Source organism: Streptomyces sp. NPDC059785, assembly GCF_042732375.1.
Taxonomy (GTDB): domain Bacteria; phylum Actinomycetota; class Actinomycetes; order Streptomycetales; family Streptomycetaceae; genus Streptomyces.
Genome location: NZ_JBHWHV010000006.1, coordinates 170,110 through 186,459 on the forward strand (window position 1 = coordinate 170,110; position 16,350 = coordinate 186,459).

The 16,350-nt window shown below is 72.8% G+C and carries 15 protein-coding genes; 9 read left to right on the forward strand and 6 right to left on the reverse strand.

What is annotated here, in order from left to right; all coding sequences use genetic code 11:
• Positions 1 to 138: 138 nt before the first annotated feature.
• On the forward strand, positions 139 to 1,032 hold the full coding sequence (locus ACFV6E_RS06830) for a DMT family transporter (protein ID WP_385459715.1): 894 nt from the start codon (positions 139 to 141) through the stop codon (positions 1,030 to 1,032).
• A gap of 63 nt (positions 1,033 to 1,095) precedes the next feature.
• Positions 1,096 to 1,611, forward strand: a complete 516-nt coding sequence (locus ACFV6E_RS06835) for an NUDIX hydrolase (protein WP_385166002.1) — start codon at positions 1,096 to 1,098, stop codon at positions 1,609 to 1,611.
• A gap of 21 nt (positions 1,612 to 1,632) precedes the next feature.
• On the opposite strand, the gene ACFV6E_RS06840 is transcribed toward ACFV6E_RS06835, so the two are convergent.
• Positions 1,633 to 2,403: a hypothetical protein gene (locus tag ACFV6E_RS06840; RefSeq protein ID WP_385459717.1), complete on the reverse strand. Its 771-nt coding sequence runs from the start codon at positions 2,401 to 2,403 to the stop codon at positions 1,633 to 1,635.
• 50 nt (positions 2,404 to 2,453) lie between these two features.
• Here ACFV6E_RS06840 and ACFV6E_RS06845 point away from each other — a divergent pair, with 50 nt between their 5' ends.
• Together ACFV6E_RS06845 and ACFV6E_RS06850 are read left to right on the forward strand one after the other, a co-directional pair.
• A complete protein-coding gene (locus ACFV6E_RS06845; protein ID WP_385165943.1) occupies positions 2,454 to 2,846 on the forward strand; it encodes a YidH family protein in 393 nt (130 codons plus the stop codon).
• On the forward strand, positions 2,843 to 3,202 hold the full coding sequence (locus ACFV6E_RS06850) for a DUF202 domain-containing protein (RefSeq protein WP_385165945.1): 360 nt from the start codon (positions 2,843 to 2,845) through the stop codon (positions 3,200 to 3,202). Before ACFV6E_RS06845 ends, ACFV6E_RS06850 begins: the two co-directional genes overlap by 4 nt.
• A 25-nt stretch (positions 3,203 to 3,227) precedes the next feature.
• Here the strand turns inward: ACFV6E_RS06850 and ACFV6E_RS06855 are convergent, their stop codons facing one another.
• A complete protein-coding gene (locus tag ACFV6E_RS06855) occupies positions 3,228 to 4,166 on the reverse strand; it encodes an NADP-dependent oxidoreductase (RefSeq protein ID WP_385165947.1) in 939 nt (312 codons plus the stop codon).
• A 163-nt stretch (positions 4,167 to 4,329) separates the two neighbouring features.
• Between ACFV6E_RS06855 and ACFV6E_RS06860 the strand changes: the two genes are divergently transcribed.
• Both ACFV6E_RS06860 and ACFV6E_RS06865 read left to right on the forward strand, forming a co-directional pair.
• Positions 4,330 to 5,361: a phosphotransferase family protein gene (locus ACFV6E_RS06860; protein WP_385459719.1), complete on the forward strand. Its 1,032-nt coding sequence runs from the start codon at positions 4,330 to 4,332 to the stop codon at positions 5,359 to 5,361.
• 6 nt (positions 5,362 to 5,367) lie between these two features.
• Positions 5,368 to 6,582, forward strand: coding sequence for an acyl-CoA dehydrogenase family protein (locus tag ACFV6E_RS06865; RefSeq protein ID WP_385459721.1), 1,215 nt, complete (start codon positions 5,368 to 5,370; stop codon positions 6,580 to 6,582).
• Between the two features lie 34 nt (positions 6,583 to 6,616).
• Here ACFV6E_RS06865 and ACFV6E_RS06870 read toward each other — a convergent pair whose 3' ends face one another.
• The 3 genes from ACFV6E_RS06870 to ACFV6E_RS06880 form a co-directional block, all read right to left on the reverse strand.
• A complete protein-coding gene (locus ACFV6E_RS06870) occupies positions 6,617 to 7,210 on the reverse strand; it encodes a TetR/AcrR family transcriptional regulator (RefSeq protein ID WP_385165950.1) in 594 nt (197 codons plus the stop codon).
• An 80-nt stretch (positions 7,211 to 7,290) separates the two neighbouring features.
• On the reverse strand, positions 7,291 to 8,955 hold the full coding sequence (locus ACFV6E_RS06875) for a class I adenylate-forming enzyme family protein (RefSeq protein ID WP_385459723.1): 1,665 nt from the start codon (positions 8,953 to 8,955) through the stop codon (positions 7,291 to 7,293).
• Entirely contained in the window at positions 8,952 to 9,716 is a 765-nt protein-coding gene (locus tag ACFV6E_RS06880) for an SDR family oxidoreductase (protein ID WP_385459725.1), read from the reverse strand. Before ACFV6E_RS06880 ends, ACFV6E_RS06875 begins: the two co-directional genes overlap by 4 nt.
• A 119-nt stretch (positions 9,717 to 9,835) precedes the next feature.
• Between ACFV6E_RS06880 and ACFV6E_RS06885 the strand changes: the two genes are divergently transcribed.
• Positions 9,836 to 11,107 (forward strand): exo-beta-N-acetylmuramidase NamZ domain-containing protein, encoded by a 1,272-nt coding sequence (locus ACFV6E_RS06885; protein ID WP_385459727.1) that lies wholly within the window; start codon positions 9,836 to 9,838, stop codon positions 11,105 to 11,107.
• Positions 11,108 to 11,231: 124 nt separating this feature from the next.
• Positions 11,232 to 12,557, forward strand: coding sequence for a serine-threonine protein kinase (locus tag ACFV6E_RS06890; protein WP_385165954.1), 1,326 nt, complete (start codon positions 11,232 to 11,234; stop codon positions 12,555 to 12,557).
• A 62-nt stretch (positions 12,558 to 12,619) separates the two neighbouring features.
• On the opposite strand, the gene ACFV6E_RS06895 is transcribed toward ACFV6E_RS06890, so the two are convergent.
• The gene (locus ACFV6E_RS06895; RefSeq protein ID WP_385165956.1) at positions 12,620 to 15,415 is read right to left on the reverse strand and encodes a penicillin acylase family protein; all 2,796 of its coding nucleotides are present in this window, start codon (positions 15,413 to 15,415) and stop codon (positions 12,620 to 12,622) included.
• Positions 15,416 to 15,736: 321 nt separating this feature from the next.
• On the opposite strand from ACFV6E_RS06895, the gene ACFV6E_RS06900 reads away from it, so the two are divergent.
• Positions 15,737 to 16,339 (forward strand): hypothetical protein, encoded by a 603-nt coding sequence (locus ACFV6E_RS06900; RefSeq protein ID WP_385165958.1) that lies wholly within the window; start codon positions 15,737 to 15,739, stop codon positions 16,337 to 16,339.
• Positions 16,340 to 16,350: the final 11 nt, after the last annotated feature.

Here is a 16,350-nt window from a genome sequence, read left to right on the forward strand (position 1 = left end):
GGGTCAGATCCTTGGGCAGATGCGTGACCGAGTCAACTGCCCGGTTCCGGGTACTTGCGAGGGCGGGTTCCGGCCCGGGGCGCTACAGTCGGCGTGATACGCACCCCGTGGCCCGACCGAATCATCGAGGTACGCAGCGTGTCGGTTCTGGTACTGGTTCTCTCCGTGAGCGCGGCCTGCTGTCTCGGTTTCGGCTTCGTGCTCCAGCAGAGGGCTGCCTCCCACGCCCCGCTGAGCGACTTCCTCTCGCCCCGGCTGCTGCTCGACCTCATCCGCGTACCCGTCTGGCTGGGCGGCATCGGGCTGATGGTGGTCGGCATGGTGCTCGGCGCGGTCGCGCTGAGCGGCGGCGAGCTGTCCCTGGTCGAACCGCTGCTCGCGACGAACCTGCTCTTCGCGATGGCGCTCTCGCGCCACCTCAGCAGGCAGTCGCTGGGCCGTCAGGGCTGGGCGGGGCTCGCGCTGCTCGCCGGCGGGGTCACCGCGTTCATCGTGGCCGGTGAGCCGAAGGGCGGCGACGCGGTCACCGACCCGCTGCGGCACTGGCTGATCATCGGGATCATGGTGGGCCTCGCGCTGCTGCTCACCGCCTTCGCCAAACGCTCCCGGCTGAGCGCCGCGCCCGTGCTCCTGGCGCTGGCGGCGGGGCTGCTCTACGGCGTGCAGGACGCGCTGACCCGGGTCAGCGGCCAGCGCTTCTCCGCGGGCGGCTGGTCCGGACTCGTCACCGGCTGGCAGCCGTACGGGGTGCTGCTGCTCGGGGTGACGGGGCTGGTGCTGGTGCAGAGCGCCTTCGAGACCGCCCCGCTGCGGATGTCGCTGCCCGCGCTGACCGCGGCGCAGCCGCTGGCCGGGATCGCCTGCGGGGTGGGGTTCCTCGGGGACCGGCTGCGCACCGACGCGCCCGCGCTCGCCTGGCAGGCCGCGGGGCTCGCGGCGATCGTCGCGGGGATCGTGCTCCTCGGGCTGCACCCGGCGATGCCGCGGGGCTCGGCGGACACGGAACGGACCCGGGACCTCCAGCCGCGCTGAGTACCTGCTGAGCGCCTGTGGCGGAACCCCGGCCCGGCCGGGTGCTTGGATGGGCGCATGAGCATGAGCGCCGCCGACGAGATTCTTGACATCGTGGACGAGCACGACCGGGTCACCGGGCAGTCGCCGCGCGGGGAGGCGTACGCGCGCGGGCTGCGCCACCGCTGTGTGTTCGTCCAGGCCCGGGACGCCCGGGGCCGCGTCTTCGTCCACCGCCGCACCCCCACCAAGCTGGTCTTCCCCTCCCTGTACGACGTGTTCGTCGGCGGGGTCGTCGGCTCGGGCGAGTCCTACGACGACGCCGCCCTGCGGGAGGCCGAGGAGGAACTCGGCGTCAGCGGACTCCCCCGCCCCCGGTTCCTCTTCAAGTTCCTGTACGACGACGGGGCCGGGCAGAGCTGGTGGTCGGCCGTGTACGAGGTGCGCTGCGAGCTGGAGGTCCACCCGCAGGCCGAGGAGGTCGCCTGGCACGACTTCCTGCCGGAGGAGGAGGTGGAGCGCCGGCTGGCCGACTGGACCTTCGTACCGGACGGGCTGGCGGCGTACGAGCGGCTCAAGGAGCACCGGGCCGCCGGGTGATCCCCGGACGGGCGCCGGTCCTCACCGGGGCGGCGCGCCCGTCAGCGCGGCGGCCAGTGCGCGGGCCTGGGCCGCGGTGAGGCCGCCCGGGCCGGAGGGCACCGTCCGCGGGCTGTGGCGGCCGTCGCACACGGCGAGCGGTCCCGGTCTTTCCCGGCCGCCGCTCAGCGGGCTCTCGCCCGGCACCGCCCAGGACGGGCCGTCCCAGAACGGGTGGTCCAGGAGGACCCGCGCGACGGCGGGCGCCCGCTCCGCGTCGGCCCCGACGGCGGTGAGCGCGACGGCGACCCGGGAGACCGCCGCCGCGACCGGCACGTCCGCGTCCCCGAAGGCCGGGAGCAGCAGGAGCAGCCGCCGCGCCGGGTCGCGGACGCCCTCCGCGTCCGCCGGTGTGCCGTCCGCGACGGCGATCAGTTCGGGCCACGACAGGCCGGGACCGCTGAAGTGCCCCTCGATGGAGGCCAGCGGCGCGTCCCGGGTCCAGTCCGGGTGGGTCAGCAGGTAGTCGACGCCGCCGTCCTCGGGGAAGTTGCGCAGGACGATCCACAGCAGGTGCCCGCCCGCCATGGGTATCCGCAGGGCGGGCCATACCTCCGACGTCTCGTACAGCGACTGAGCCGCGGCGTCGACGTCGGCTCCGTCGGCGCCGAAGAGCTGGGGCCGCTCCGCCGGGCCGCCCCAGCACTGCCCGAACCAGGCGGGCCAGAAGCCGGGCAGGCGCAGCAGGTCCTCGGCCGGGGCGATGCCGTGACCGGGCTCCGCGTAGCGGAGCAGTGACGCGGGGACATCCATGCGACGACCGTAGCGATGCCCACTGACAACGCCCCGGTAGGGTCCGTGGCGTGATCGAATTCGTGCGGAACGTCCGGCTGTGGTTCGTGCCCCGGGAGATACGCGAGGAGGGCGGGACGCCCGACTACCGGTTCTCGCTGGCGAACGAGCGGACGTTCCTCGCGTGGCTGCGGACGGCGCTGGCGCTGATCGGCGGCGGGTTCGCGGTGGACCAGTTCCTGCCGGACCTGCGGTGGGCGCTCCGGGTCGGGCTCGCGTTCGCGCTGATCGCCGCCGGGGCGCTGTGCTCGCTGCGGGCGATCAACCACTGGGTGCGCTGCGAGCGGGCGATGCGGCGCGGCGACGACCTGCCGGTCTCACGCTTCCCCGCGCTCCTGGGCATCGCCGTCGCGGTCGTCGCCGTGGCGATGGTCGTCGTCGTGCTGGCGGGCTGGGAAGGGTGAGCGCGGCGGACGGGGGGCCGGACCCCGTACGGGAACCGGGCCCTGCGCGGGACCGCGACCCCGGGCTTCAGCCCGAGCGCACGCGGCTCGCCTGGCGGCGGACGACGCTGTCGGGGTCCGTGGCCGCCGTGCTCGCCGTACGGACCGTGCTGCACGGCGGGGTGCCGGCCGCCGGTGTGCTCGCCGCCGCCCTGTGCTGCGTCGTCTGGCTGGGCTTCCTGGCCGTCGCCCACCTGCGGATCCGCGCCCTCGCGGCGGGCGAGGAGACCACCGGGCCGCTGTCGCCCCGGCTCGCGGCGGCGGCGACCCTGTGCATGCTGGCGCTCGCGGTGTGCGCGGTGTTCCTGATCCTCTGACCCGTAGGAGTCCGTCGGGGCGCGCTCAGTCCGTCCAGTCCACGGTGATCACGATCTTGCCGCGGGTGCGGCCCTCCTGGCTGTGGCGGTGGGCCTCGGCCGCCTGCTCCAGCGGGAACGTCTCGGAGACGTGGACGGAGACCACGCCCTGTTCCGCCAGGTCCGACAGTTGTCGCAGGTCCGCGGCGTCGGGGCGGACGAACCAGTAGCGGCCGCCGTGGCTGACCACGTCCGGGTCGGCGACGGAGGCGAGCCGGCCCTCCGGGGCGAGCAGTTCGGCCGAGGTCCGCAGGGTGTCCCCGCCGATCACGTCGAAGGCCGCGTGGACGCCGTCGGGGGCGAGGGCGCGCACCCGGTCGGCCAGACCGTCCCCGTACGCGACCGGCTCGCCGCCGAGCGAGCGCACGTAATCGTGGTTGCCCTCGCTCGCCGTGCCGATGACGCGGGCGCCCAGATGGCGGGCGGCGATCTGGACGGCGAGCGAGCCGACGCCGCCCGCGGCGGCGTGCACGAGGACGGTCTCGCCCTCCCGCACCTCCAGGACCCTGACCAGGACCTGGTAGGCGGTGAGTCCGGCCAGCGGCAGTCCGGCCGCCTCCTCGTAGGAAAGGTTGCGGGGCTTGCGCGCGAGGGTGCGCACCGGGGCCGCGACGTACTCCGCGAGGGTGCCCCGGGAGAGGAAGTCCTCGCGTACGTAGCCGATGACCTCGTCGCCGACGGCGAACTCGGCGACGGCGGCGCCCGGCTGCACCACCACCCCGGAGACGTCCCAGCCGGGGATCACCGGGAAGACGGTGTCGAGCATGGAGTCGAGGTGCCCCTCGCGGGCCTTCCAGTCCACCGGGTTCACGGACGCCGCGCGGACCTTCACCAGGACCGTGTCGGGCCCCACCTTCGGGTCGCGCGCCTCGCCGTACTCCAGGACCTCGGGTCCGCCGAACCGGCCGTAGCTGATCGCTCTCATGTCCTCGACCCTCCGGGGTAGGCGCGCGGCACGCAAGCCGACGCGGACCGGCCGGGTCCGGCGAGACGCCGATCACGTTCCGCCCGCGCACTGGACGACATACCGACCGGTCGGCATCATGTGTGACGTCCTGATACGGATCACCGAGTGCGTAGGAGCGACCATGAGCGAAGACCACCCGCCAGGTCTCGATCCCGACCGGCTGCGCGGCCTGCTGATGCGCGAGCGGCCCGGACTGGTCTCCGGCCCGCTGACCGGCCGGCTCATCGAGGGCGGACGGTCGAACCTCACCTACGAGGTCACGGACGGGACCGCCCGCTGGGTCGTACGGCGGCCGCCGCTGGGCCATGTGCTGGCCACCGCGCACGACATGAGGCGCGAGCACCGGGTGATCAGCGCGCTGCACGAGACGGCCGTGCCGGTGCCGCGCACGGTGCTGCTCTGCGAGGACGAGGACGTGCTCGGGGCGCCCTTCTACGTCATGGAGTTCGTCGAGGGCACCCCGTACCGCACCGCCGGGCAGCTCGCGCCGCTCGGGCCGGAGCGGACCAGGGGCGCCGTGCTCGGCCTGGTGGACACGCTGGTCGAGCTGCACTCCGTGGACCCCGCCGAGGTGGGCCTCGCGGACTTCGGGCGGCCCGAGGGGTTCCTGGACCGGCAGCTGCGCCGCTGGGGCAAGCAGCTCGACGCCTCCCGGAACCGGGATCTCGCGGGGATCGACGAGCTGCACGCCGCGCTGGGGCGCGCGCTGCCCGTCTCGGGCGCGCCGGCCGTCGTGCACGGCGACTACCGCCTGGACAACGTGCTGATCGGCCCGGACGACCGGATCAACGCCATCCTGGACTGGGAGATGTCCACGCTCGGCGACCCGCTCACCGACCTGGGTCTGCTGGTGATGTACGGCACGCCCCTCGACCTGCCCGGCTCCCCCATCAGCACCACCGCCACGGCTCCCGGGCACCCGGGTGCCGACGAGATCGTCGAGCGGTACGCCGCGCGCTCGGGGCGCGACGTGTCCGCCGTCTCCTGGTACACGGCGTTCGCGTGGTTCAAGCTCGCCGTGATCCTCGAAGGCATCCACTACCGCTACACGCTCGGCCGGACGGTCGGCGCGGGCTTCGACCGCATCGGCGATCTGGTGCCCGTCTTCATCGAGCACGGTCTGACGACCCTCCGGACCCTTCAGGAAGGCTGAACACCCATGGACTTCGCGTTCGACGCGCGCACCGAGGAACTGCGCGGGAAGCTGCTGGCCTTCATGGACGAGTACGTCTATCCGGCGGAGGCGGTCGCCGAGGAGCAGCGCGCGGCGCTCGCCTCCCCGTGGGACACCCCGGCCGTGGTCGGCGAGCTCAAGGCCGAGGCGCGCCGCCAGGGGCTGTGGAACCTGTTCCTGCCGGACGCCGAGTACGGCGCCGGGCTGACCAATCTCCAGTACGCGCCGCTGGCCGAGATCACCGGCCGCAGCCCGCACCTCGCGCCCACCGCGCTGAACTGCGCGGCGCCGGACACCGGCAACATGGAGGTGCTGGCGCAGTTCGGCAACGAGCAGCAGAAGAAGCAGTGGCTGGAACCGCTGCTCGCCGGTGAGATCCGCTCGGCGTTCGCGATGACCGAGCCCGAGGTGGCCTCGTCCGACGCCACGAACATCACCACGCACATCGAGCGCGACGGTGACCAGTACGTCATCACCGGGCGCAAGTGGTACATCTCCGGGGCGATGAACCCGGACTGCAAGATCTTCATCGTGATGGGCAAGACGGACCCGGACGGCTCCGACATCCGCCGCCAGCAGTCCATGGTCCTGGTCCCGCGCGACACCCCGGGCGTCGAGGTCCGCCGCGCCATGCAGGTGTACGGCTACGAGGACCACTCGCACGGCGGCCACGCGGAGGTCGTCTTCGACCACGCGCGCGTGCCGGTGTCGAACCTGGTCGGCGAGGAGGGCGGCGGCTTCGCCATCGCCCAGGCACGGCTCGGCCCCGGCCGGATCCACCACTGCATGCGGCTGATCGGGATGGCCGAGCGGGCGATCCGGCTCATGTGCGAGCGGGCGGTGGCCCGGACGGCCTTCGGCAAGCCGCTGGCCCAGCAGGGCGTGGTGCAGAACTGGATCGCCGACGCGCGCGTGGCCGTCGAGCAGCTCCGCCTGCTGGTGCTGAAGACGGCCTGGATGATGGACACCGTGGGCAACAAGGGCGCCCACACGGAGATCCAGGCCATCAAGATCGCCACTCCGCGCACGGTCGTCGGCATCCTCGACAAGGCGGTGCAGCTGCACGGGGCGGGCGGCGTCAGCCAGGACTTCCCGCTCGCCGAACTGTGGGCGAGCGCCCGGACCCTGAAGCTCGCGGACGGCCCGGACGAGGTCCACCAGCGCTCACTGGCCCGCCGGGAGATCAAGAAGTATCTGTAAGTGCCTCTGGACGGAGCTCCCTGGACGGAGCTTCCTAGGCCCGCAGGGCCCTCAGCAGCAGGTCGGCGAGGTGGTCGGCGACCTGCTGCGGGGTGAGCGGGCCGTCGGGGCGGTACCAGGTCGACAGGTGGTGGACCGAGCCGAAGTGGTAGTCGACCACCAGGTCCGCGGGGGTGGCCTCGGAGAAGACGCCCTCGCGCTGGCCCTCCTCGACCAGCGCGCGGAAGCGTTCGTGGTAGCGCCGGCGCTCGGCGCGTACCTGCTTGTTCTTCTCCGGGCTCAGGTGGTGCATGGAGCGGAAGAAGATCGACGCGTCGTCCAGGTTGTCGATCGTGGTGACGACGACGTCGGCCGCGGCGCGCCGCAGCCGCTCCTCGACGGGCGCGTCGGCGTCCGCGAAGGCGTCCAGGCGCTCCTGCTGGATGCGCAGCACGCGCGCGTAGACCTCGTGCAGGAGGTCGTCCTTGGAGCCGAAGTAGTGGTAGAGGGCGCCCTTGGTGACGCCCGCCGCCTCGACGATCTCCTGCACGGACGTACGGTCGTAGCCCTGCTCCGCGAAGAGCCGGGTGGCGGCGGCCAGCAGCCGCTGCGGGACGGGGGTTCCGTCTCCGTCCGTCGTCCTGGGCACTACCGCCACCTGCCTTCCGCATCGCTTCCGCCGGCGCTGTGCGCCGTTGTACCTGTCGCCGGTCCCGGCCGTACCCGTTGTTACGCGCCGTCCCCACGGGAACGCAACTCGCGCCGGAGGATCTTCCCACTCGCCGTCTTCGGCAGGTCGGCCAGGATCTCCACCTGGCGCGGGTACTTGTAGGCGGCCAGTCTCTCCTTGCAGTACGCGGCCAGTGCGCCGGGGTCCGTCTCGCTGCCGGGACGCAGGCTGATGTACGCCTTGACGGTCTCGCCCCGGTAGCCGTCGGGCACGCCGACGACGGCCGCCTCGCGGACCGCGGGGTGGGTGTAGAGGACGTCCTCCACCTCGCGCGGCCACACCTTGAAGCCGGACGCGTTGATCATGTCCTTCTTGCGGTCGACGACGTAGAGCCAGCCCTTGGCGTCCATGAAGCCGATGTCGCCGGTGCGCAGTTCGCCGCCGGGGAAGGTCTCGGCGGTGGCGTCCGGGCGGCGCCAGTAGCCCGGCACGACCTGCGGACCGCGCACGAGGATCTCGCCCTGTTCCCCGAAGGGCACCTCGCGGCCCTGGTCATCCACGATGCGCACGTACGTGTCGGGCCCCGGCACGCCGACGGCCAGGGTCCCGGAGACCGGGTCGACCGGCGCCTGAAGGTGCGGCGGCACGGAGGCGCAGGGGGCGCTGCACTCGGTCAGCCCGTAGCCGTTGTGGATGTAGGGCCCGAAGCCGGCCCGGAACTTCTCCACCAGGGCGGGCGGCAGCGGGGCGCCGCCCGAGGAGATCATCCGGAACGAGGAGAAGTGGTCCGGGGTGACGCCGGGGTGCGCGGCGAGCGCCATGAAGGCGGTCGAGGGGCCGACGGTGTAGACGGGACGGTGTTCCATGAACGCGTCCAGGACGACGCCCGCCTCGAAGCGGTAGGCGAGGACCAGGGTGCCCGCGCTGTTGAGGCACCCGGCGAGCTGGGCGACCATCCCGGTGATGTGGAACAGCGGCGCCATCGCGAAGTACACCGGTACGCCGGGCAGGTCGAGCCCGGTGCGCTGCCGCTCGGCGTTGTGCATCAGGTTGCCGTGGGTGTTGGTGGCGCCCTTGGGGGTGCCGCTGGTGCCCGAGGTGTAGCTGATCAGCGCGATGTCCGAGGGGCCGGGTCCGGGCCCGTCCGGTGCGCGGTGGCCCGCGCGGGCTACGGCGGTCAGGTCGTCGGTGTCCGCGGCGGGCGGCAGCCGTTCGAAGTCCAGCACGCGCGCGTCGTCGCGGGTCTGGAAGTCCCGCTCGCAGGCGGTCAGCACGATCCGCACCGGCGAGTCGGCGGCCGTGTCCCGCAGGTACGCGGCCCAGGCGCGGTCGGAGCAGACCAGGGCGGTCACCTCGGCGTCGTGCAGGACGTGCGCGACCTCACGGGTCTTGTACATGGGGTTGACCGGGACGACGACCGCGCCGGCTTTCCAGGCGCCGAGCAGGGCGAGCACGAAGTGCGGGGAGTTCTGGAGCAGGATCGCGACCCGGTCGCCGCGCTCCAGCCCCCGGGCGGCGAGGTGTCCGGCGACGGAGTCGCTGAGCCGGTCCAGTTCGCCGTAGTCCAGCCGCCCGTCGAAGTAGGCGAGCGCGGTGCGGCCGGGGGTGTCGGACGCGGCGCGGCGCACGGCGTCGAGGAGCGAGTCCGGCGGGCTGACGGGGGCCCGCTGGGCGTCGCTGAGCAGGGCGAGCCAGGGCTGTGCGGCGTAGTGCGAGGCGGTCACTCGGCGGCCTCCCACTTCCGCTGGATGTGGTTCATGCTGCTCAGCCAGCGGTCGGGGTCGGCGGCCCGCGCCTGGTAGTAACCGGCGACCTCCGGGTGCGGCAGGATCAGGAAGCGGTCCTCGGCCATGCCCGCGAAGAGGGCGTCCGCGACGTCCTCGGGCTCGACGGCGGTCGGCCGCAGCACCAGGTCGCCCGCGCTGCCCGCGGCGGTGAGCATGTCGGTGCGCACGCCCTGCGGACAGATCGCGTGGACCTTGAGCCCGCGGTGGCGGTAGGTGAGCGAGAGCCATTCGGCGAAGGCGTACGCGCCGTGCTTGGTGACGCTGTACGGGGCGGCGCCGACCATGGTGAGCAGTCCGGCGGCGGAGACGGTGGAGACGAAGCGACCGGTGCCGCGCTCCAGCCAGTCCGGGAGCAGCAGGTGCGCCGCGCGGACGTGGGCCATCACGTTGACGTCCCAGGCGGCGGCCCACACCTCCTCGGCGGCGGCCTCGGTGCCGCCGGAGCCGAGCCCGGCGTTGGCGCAGTAGATGTCGACCGTGCCGCCGAGGGCGTCCCTGGCCTCGGCGACGATCGCGGAGGCGTCACCGGGGACGGCCGTCGCGCCGATCTCGTCGGCCACGGCCTTCGCCTTGCCGGCGTCGAGGTCGTTGACCACGACGCGGGCGCCCTCGGCGGCGAAGCGGCGGGCCAGCGCGGCCCCGATGCCGCCTCCCGCTCCGGTGACGACCACTCCCGCATCCTGCACGGCTTCCACCATCGGTCTCCTTCGACGCGACGCGAATCGGCTCTGCTGCCGCGCCAGACTAACCAGTCGGTATGTTGTGACGGAAGGGGTGATGGGACCATAGCGGCCCTGTCACGCACGGAGGTCGCCGCATGAAGCTGTCAGGACCGTCCCGACGCAGCCTGCTCGCCGCGGGGCCGATCACACTCGCCGCCGCCTCGGTGGCCCCCGAGGCGGCGGCCACCGGGGAGGCGGGCGGCTCGCACCCGCGCGGCACCCGGCTGCGCACCGGCTTCGAGCGCCTCGCCGCGGACGGCTACGCGCTGCTCGACGGCCACCGCGTCGGCGTCGTCACCAACCCGACCGGCGTCACCCGGGACGTACGCCACATCGTGGACGTCATGCACGCCGACGACCGGGTGGACCTGGCCGCCGTCTTCGGGCCCGAGCACGGCTTCAGGGGCACCGCGCAGGCGGGCGGCTCCGAGGGCCGCCACGACGACCCGGCGACCGGGCTGCCCGTCTACGACACGTACGGCAAGAGCGGGCAGGCGCTCGCGGACGTCTTCACCGCCTCGGGCGTCGACACGGTCGTCTTCGACATCCAGGACGTGGGCGCCCGCTTCTACACGTACATCTGGACGCTCTACGACTGCATGGCCGCCGCCCGGCCGGCCGGGAAGCGGTTCGTGGTGCTGGACCGGCCGAATCCGGTGACCGGGCGGGCGGCCCTGGGGCCCGTGCTGCACCGGGAGTTCGCGACGTTCGTGGGGCGCGAGCCGGTCGCGCAGGCGCACGGGATGACGGTGGCGGAGCTGGCGCTGCTGTTCAACGAGGAGTTCCTGGCCGAGCCCGTACCGCTGGAGACCGTGCTGATGAGCGGGTGGCGGCGGGCGGACTTCCACGACGCGTCGGGGCTGCCGTGGGTGCCGCCGAGCCCGAACATGCCGACCCCGGACACCGCCCTGGTGTACTCCGGTACGTGCCTGTTCGAGGGGACGAATCTGTCGGAGGGGCGCGGCACGGCCCGGCCGTTCGAACTGCTCGGCGCCGAGGGCGTGGACGGGCGCTGGGCCGAGGCGGCGAACGGGCTCGGCCTGCCCGGGGTGCGCTTCCGGGAGGCGTACTTCGCGCCCACGTTCTCCAAGTTCCAGGGGAAGACGGTCGGCGGGGTGCAGCTCCACGTGCACGACCGGGCCGCCTTCGACCCGGTGCGCACCGGTGTCGCCCTGCTCGTCACCGCCAAGCGGGTCTGGAGCGGCTTCGCCTGGCGCCCCGACCACTGGATCGACAAGCTGACGGGCTCGGCGGCCGTCCGCACGATGATCGACGCCGGGGCGTCGGCGGACGAGGTGGCGGCGGCCTGGCAGGACGACCTGACGGCGTTCCGCCGGGTCCGCCGGAGGTACCTGCGCTACCGGTGAGCGCGACCCCGCGGGCGCGCCGGGCCGCCGACGCCCGTAGCCCCTCTGTAAATGGCCATCTCCCCCCGTACGCAGGACGATTGACGCAGCTCGCACCACCCGCGGGGGCCGAAGGGGGCTCGTCATGGCGGATCCGGGAATGAGCGTGACTCCCTATTGGGAACTGACCTTCGACGCTCAGGGGGACGCGGACGGCCGGGGACTGGACCGGCTGCTCGGGGAGGTGGTGCGGCGCGGTGTCGGCGACCTGGTCGTCTTCGCGCACGGCTGGAACAACGACCGGCCCACCGCCACCCGCCTGTACAGCCGGTTCTTCCGGCCGTTCCCCCAGCTCGCGCCGCACGCCCGGCTCGGCTACGTCGGTGTGGTCTGGCCCGCGATGCGCTTCTCCGACGAGCCGATCCCGGATTTCCCCCCGGCACCGGCCGCGGACGTCCCGGCCGCCGCGCGCCCGGTCCTGGACAAGGGCACCCGGCACGCGCTGCTGGAGGTGTTCCCGGGCCGGGCGACGGTGGTCGAGCAGCTCGCCCGGCTGCTCGACCAGCAGCCGGACGACGGGGGCGCCCTGGAGGAGTTCGGGCGGCTGGTCCGGCTGCTGGTCGAGGTGCGGCCGCAGGGGCCGCAGGCCGCGTTCGCCGCGGACACGCTGGCGGAGGGCGTGCCGGAGAGCGACCCGGACATGCTGTTCGGGACGACGGCGCGGGTGTGCCGGGAGTTCGCCGAGGCCCTGCACGAGCTGTCCGGTGCGCCCGGCGCCGACGGGGCGGAGTTCGCGCCGCGGTTGTGGGACGGGGCGCACGAACTGCTGCGGCAGGCCACGTACTACGCGATGAAGCGGCGGGCCGGCACGGTCGGCGAGCGGGGTCTGGGCCGGGCGGTCGGACAGCTCGCGCACGCGGCGCCGGACGTGCGGGTGCACCTCGTGGGCCACAGCTTCGGCGGGCGGCTGGTCTCCTTCGCGCTGCGCGGACTGCCCAGGGGCGTGCGCACGGTGAAGTCCGTGACGCTGCTCCAGGGGGCGTTCTCGCACTACGCCTTCGCCGCCCGGCTGCCGCACGACAGCCGGGCGAGCGGGGTGCTCGACGGTCAGCAGCACCGCATCGACGGCCCGCTGGTGTGCTGCTACTCCCGTTTCGACGCGGCGCTCGGCACGTTCTACCCGCTGGCCGCGCGGATGGCGGGCGACGCGCGGTCCGCCGCGGACATGGACCTCGGTCGGCTGCTGGGGGTCAAGTGGGGTGCGATGGGGCACGACGGAGTGCAGGCGGTCAAGGACACCCGGGCGCTCGGACTCGCCGACGCGGTACGGGCGAAGCTGCCGGCCACTGGCTGCCTGAACGTCGACGCGGCGGCGGTGGTACGGCGCGGCGGCCCGCCGGCGGGCGCGCACAGCGACATCTGCCACCGGGAGCTGGCGCAACTCGTGGTGGCGGCGGGCCGGCTGCGCTGACCCGCCGCCGGGCGGACGTGACGGCGGCGGTCGGGCCCTCGGCCCGGCCCGCCGCCGTACGGTCACCGGTGCGAGGTGAACTCCACCACCTGCTGGTAGGTCGGCCGGTTCTGCCAGCTGATGGCTCCGTGCTTGATGCCGCCGAGGGTCCGCTGGACGATCGAGTCGGCGCACCACTGGTCGCCCGCCGAGCACTGGTCGTCGCCGGGGTAGACCTGCGCGGCGGTCTTGCCCGCGGCCTCCTTCAGCGTGCTGATCAGGATGTCCCGGCACGCGGTGAGGGTGCCGCCGCCGCAGTACTTGTGCGCCAGCGGGCCCTGCACCTGTTCGCCGAGCACGGCCCTGATGTCCTTGTCGACGTAGCTCCACCAGCCGTACTGGAAGGAGCTGCCGGCGTGGGCGCCGGTCGGGCCGTGTCCGGCGGAGGGTGCCTCGTCGACCGGCAGGTTGGCGGTGAACGCGCTGTACAGGCCGCTGCCGAGGCCCGGCTCGAACTCGGCCTTCACCAGCAGCGGCCACCAGGCGTCGAGGATGCGGATCGCGTCGGCGTTGGCGTAGGTCTTCGAGCCCGCCGAGGTCTCGGTGCGCTTCGCGCCCGCGCTCACCCAGGCGGACAGCTTGTCGACGGCCGCCGCGGCGGCGGTGTCGGTGACGGGCGAGGACTTGACCGCCTTCAGCAGGCCGGGCAGCACGTCCTCGGCCCGCAGGTCGGCGAGCGCGGCGTCGGCCATCGCCTTCACCAGGGCGGACCTGGTGACGCCGCCCGCCGCCACCAGCTTCGCCACCCGGTCGTCCAGGAGGTCGCCGCGGTGCACGGAGCCCTCCCCCCAGGGCGCGGCCGAGTAGTCCTTGGCCTGCTTGTTGTTCCAGGAGACGTAGTAGTCCTGGTCGGTGGAGTTCGGGTGGGCGGAGGCCGGGGTGTAGGCGGCGGTGTTGGTGGCCGGGTCCCAGCTCTTCCACTCGTAGGCGGCCTGCGCGAGCACGGGGAAGTCGGCGTCGACGCCGGTGGCCCGTACCGGGTTGTCGCCGCTGTTGTAGTACGCGGTGTGCGAGGCGTCCGCGTAGAACCAGTTGAAGGTGTAGTTGATGTGCTGCGTCGCGCTCTGGAAGTCGGCGGCGCTCTTGACGTAGTCGGGGTCGTTCAGCATCTGGAAGCCGATGATCGAATCGGCCTCGTGCAGATAGGAGGAGCGCAGGGTGGTGTACGCGACCTTCTTGCCGCCGACCTTCGCGCGGTAGTCCACGGGCCCGTACGCCGTGCGGTAGACCTGCATGCGGTAGGAACCGGCCGGGGTGGAGTCGGCGGTCGTCGGCGTCCAGGAGTTGGTGTGCTCGACCTTCTCCATGGCGGTGCAGGTGCCGTGCAGCAGGTAGTGGTAGTCGTCCTGGCACAGCTCGACGGCGTAGGTGTCGATGATGTCCTGGCCGGAGGTGGTGGCGCTCCAGGCGTAGTCCTGGCCGCGGCCGAGTTCGACGTACATGCTCAGGCCCGCGAAGGAGGCGCCGCGGGCGCTGATGCCGGGGCCCTGGATCTCCTGGAGCAGCAGGAGCTGGGGGGCGAAGTAGCCGGTCTGCGGGCCGAAGACGGCGATCGGGTTGCCGTCGGCGGTGTGCTCGCCGCTGACCACCAGGGCGTTGGACATGCCGCGCCGGGCCGAACTCACGGCCGTCGCGGACGCCGTGGCGGACGTACCGGCCGCCGCGGTGGTGGCGGCGCTGCCGGTGCGGTCGTAGACCAGCGGTTCCTGGGTGACGGAGCCGGCGTCCGGGAGCGCCGTGCCCTGCGGGTTCGCGGGCTTGGTGGCGTACGGGAAGCTCTCGCCGTCGTGGACGGTGAGCACCGCCTCGGGGTCGTTGCGCTGGCGGAAGGACTCCCAGACCGCGGTGCCGTCGGCGACGCCGTACTTGGACTGGGCGGCGAGCAGCGAGAGGGCGTTGCTGACCTCGCCGCCACCGCCGGAGCCGAACAGCGCGCCGATCACGGAGGCGAGCGCGACCAGGTCGGTGAGCTTGAAGTGGTCGATGGTTCCGGCGTTGGTGATGGCGTCCTTGTGGCCGGTCAGGACGTACTCGCCGGGGAAGTAACGGCCGCTGTCGGAGGCGTCGATGTAGGCGTTGATGCCCGCGATGTACGCCTCGGCGTCGGCGCGGGCCTGCTGGCCGCGGGTGCCGTTGCCGGCCGTCGCGCTGTCGATCTGCGCCTGGAGATCGGCCTCGGTGTACGGGGCGCTGCGCCAGAACTGCTGCTCCAGGCCCTGGTTGTCGGCGGCGCCGCCGGCGAACGGGGTGAGCTGTCCGCGGCCGACGTGCCGGAAGAGGTCCATCAGCCACAGCCGGTCCTCGGCGGCGGCGTACCCGGCGCCGAACTCGGTGCCGTAGCGGGTGGTGCCGGTGATGTGCGGCACACCGGTCGCCTTGTCCCGGACGATCGTCACGTCGGTGCGGTTCGCGGGCCGGGTGGTGGAGGCGATCTGGTCGGAGGCGACCCCGAAGGACGCGTCGTTGAAGAAGTTTTTAATCGTGGCGTCGGTCAGGGTCGTGTGGCCGGTGGCCAGGTTCGCGTAGGGCGCGAGCTGATCCTCGGCGTGCGAGGGCTGGGTGCCGAACGCCTGGTTGAGCAGGATCTGCGCGAGTGTGGCGTTGCCGTTCTGGCCGGGCGGAAGAATGTCCGAACAGCGGCCGCCGCAGTAGTCGTTGGCCGCCTTTGCGTTTGCTTCGGTGTCGGCGGCGGTCGCCTGGGTAACCGGGGACAAAAGACCGGCAATGAGGACACATATGGCTGCGCTTTTCAGGAACTCGCGGAAAGCGCGGGGAGTTCTCAGTCTGTCGAGCTTGGTGCGCGAGAAACGTCGTGGCATGGCAGCTCCTCCCGACGGGGGTGGGGCGGACGTTACCGCCGGTTATCCCCGAGTTGGAAGGTGAGCATGCGTCACTTTTCTCGGAATCGCCGGGCGGGGCGGGAGTTTTCACGCCAGGGCACCGGAGCCGCGGCGGCCGTCGACAGGCCGCTGACAGCACCGGGAGGTATGCCGTGAAGGGATCGGTGGGCGAATTGTGGCCGTCATCGGAGATCGGATGGAGCCGAATCGCGTGTCGATACGTCTACTCGGCGACGTCCGTATGACGACGACGCCGAAGTGACCGAAGTACAGGTGCAGGTGTGACGGAGGTGCAGGGCGATGGCCGGTTTCCGGAGTCTGGCGAGACAGGTGCGCGACCCGAGGTGCGATCTGGCACTGCGGCGCTACTCACTGCGCAAGTGCCTTGAGAGGTTCGCCCCCTACGGGCACCGGGCGACCTGGGACCATCTGTGCTCCCGGGCCGGGTTCGGTCCCGAGGACCGCTCCCCGGACCCGGCGCGGCTCGTGGCCGCGCTCGAGGAGCTGGAGGAGGCCCGCAAGGTCTGGCTCGCCTATGAGTTCGCGTTCGCCCAGCGTCGCAAGAAGGAGAAGCACGACGGGCTGCGCAGGCCGGGCACGGTCGACGACTGGCACCGGCTGACCTGGGGCGGTTTCGGCGTCGCCTGGTGCGACGACCCGGGCGTCCACCCCCATGAACCACTGGCCGAAGTACTGCGGCGGCTGATCGCCGCCCTGGAGCGCGAACCGGGCTCCGTCTGCCCGGTGTGCACCGGCGACAGCCTCGTCTGGAAGTACGACCTGGCCCACGAACCGTCTGCGGGCCCGGTCTGCACGGGCTGCGGAATCGTGGTTCCGCGTCCCGTTCTCACGCCCGAGGCGCTGGCGGAGTGCCGGCGCGGACGGCTGCTGGTGTCGGCGTGAGCGGGCGGGGG